2 protein-coding genes are annotated in these 1,690 nt (G+C 46.2%); both read right to left on the minus strand.

The features are described 5' to 3' along the window. Positions 1-10: 10 nt before the first annotated feature. Positions 11-1,129 (minus strand): universal stress protein, encoded by a 1,119-nt coding sequence (locus MICAI_RS16690; RefSeq protein ID WP_008204820.1) that lies wholly within the window; start codon positions 1,127-1,129, stop codon positions 11-13. Between the two features lie 277 nt (positions 1,130-1,406). After that, complete coding sequence (locus MICAI_RS25985; RefSeq protein ID WP_149979568.1) at positions 1,407-1,610, minus strand: hypothetical protein; 204 nt, start codon at positions 1,608-1,610, stop codon at positions 1,407-1,409. Between the last annotated feature and the right edge of the window lie 80 nt (positions 1,611-1,690).

Raw genomic sequence — 1,690 nt, forward strand, 5'->3', positions numbered from 1 at the left:
AGAAAGGTGGTTATCTTTTCACCCCCTTGGCTCGCGCGTCTTTAATTGGTACTTTTGGATCGGTGGCGATGATGTGAAGATCGATATTTTTCTGCCAGATCAGGCGCATGAGTTTTTGGGTGAAAGAACCTTTGATGAAATTCTTCCAGCGCGATTGAAGGCTCTCCCCGATCACAATCTGGGTGATTCGTTCGCGCTCGGCCACTTCGGCGATCGCTGCCGCCACCTGATAGCTTTTAATCCTTAAGAATTTCCCCTCGAATTCCCGACATAAACGTTCGCAGGTTTCGATATGTAAAGCCTCCTCTTTCGTGAGAAAGCGCTCGGGTTTATCGACGAAAATCACGAAAAATTCCGCGTTCATATACCCCGCTATCCGCGCTCCCCGACGTAATAATCGTAAAGAGTTGGGATAGGTGGAAATACAGACTAATACCCGTTCGTGAACGGGACAGGATTGACCGATAAATTTTGTTGAATTACTCGCTTCTTCTTCCACCGTATCGGCCACTTCGCGCAGGGCGAGTTCCCGGAGGGCGATTAAATTACGCCATTGAAAGAAATTATTTAAAGATGGTTGGATCTTTTCGGGAGCGTAGATTTTTCCCGCTAATAATCTTTCCTCTAGGGTTTCGGGAGTAACATCTACCACGATCACTTCATCAGCTTCCTCCAAAATTCGATCGGGTATTCGCTCTCGCACCACCACCCCAGTGATTCGGGCAACCAGATCGTTTAAACTCTCAATATGCTGGATATTCACGGTCGAGTAAACATCGATTCCCTGGGATAAAATTATCTCTACATCCTGAAAACGTTTCTCTCGCTCGGAACCTGGTGCATTCGTGTGGGCTAATTCATCGATCAGACACAGCTGGGGTGAGCGGGCGATAATCGCTTCTGTATCCATTTCCGAGAGAGTAAACCCCTCTTTCTCTAGGATTTTTCTCGGTACGATTTCCAATCCCTCGGCTTTTTCGGCGGTCTCTTTTCTGCCGTGGGTTTCGAGCAGTCCAATCACCACGTCGGTTCCCTGCTTTCTGAGGCTATGGCCCTCCTCCAGCATCTTGTAGGTTTTCCCGACCCCCGGGGCCATCCCGATAAAAATTTTATGTCTTCCCCGTCGCACGGTCGTCTCCTTTTTGGCAACTTCCCCTGTAGATTAATAGTTAGTAAAAGTATAGTCAAATATAGACAGACTGAATTCCATTTCAGAAATTCCCTTCACTTTTACTTCGAGAGATTGATTCTCCTTGGGTGAACTACGCATCTTTCTATCCCATAGCGGTTAAACGCATTTGGGAATGCTTTTCGTAAAATATTGTAGGAACCCATGACATCAGATTGGCAAAGAAATCCTCTATCTATACGATATAACCCTCGTAAAATTCAGTTTCCTGAAAATACTAGCCTTTCAGTTGTTTGTCCATACAGTGGTAGTGATCGTTACAGGCGTTCAGTAGCGAGTTTGGCAGTTTTAGGTGATGACAATGTAGATTTACGCTACCTAGATTATCATGTTTGACATCCCGACAACGTCCCGTTGTCAGAAAACGGGGTCGCAGACGCTCGACGGTCGGGGAATGACGACGAACGAGGTCAAACAGCATCTAGAGGGAAAACATTTGACGTGATGGACAATCAGGTATGCTATTTAAACGGGCTTCCACAGATTAAAACATGACCTTTG

Origin of the sequence: Microcystis sp. T1-4 (assembly GCF_000297435.1) — a bacterium.
Taxonomy (GTDB): Bacteria; Cyanobacteriota; Cyanobacteriia; order Cyanobacteriales; family Microcystaceae; genus Microcystis.

Bases quoted from the DNA above. Each gene is read 5' to 3' on its own strand.
- MICAI_RS25985 (WP_149979568.1), bottom strand. From the start codon at position 1,610: ATGCTGTTTGACCTCGTTCGTCGTCATTCCCCGACCGTCGAGCGTCTG.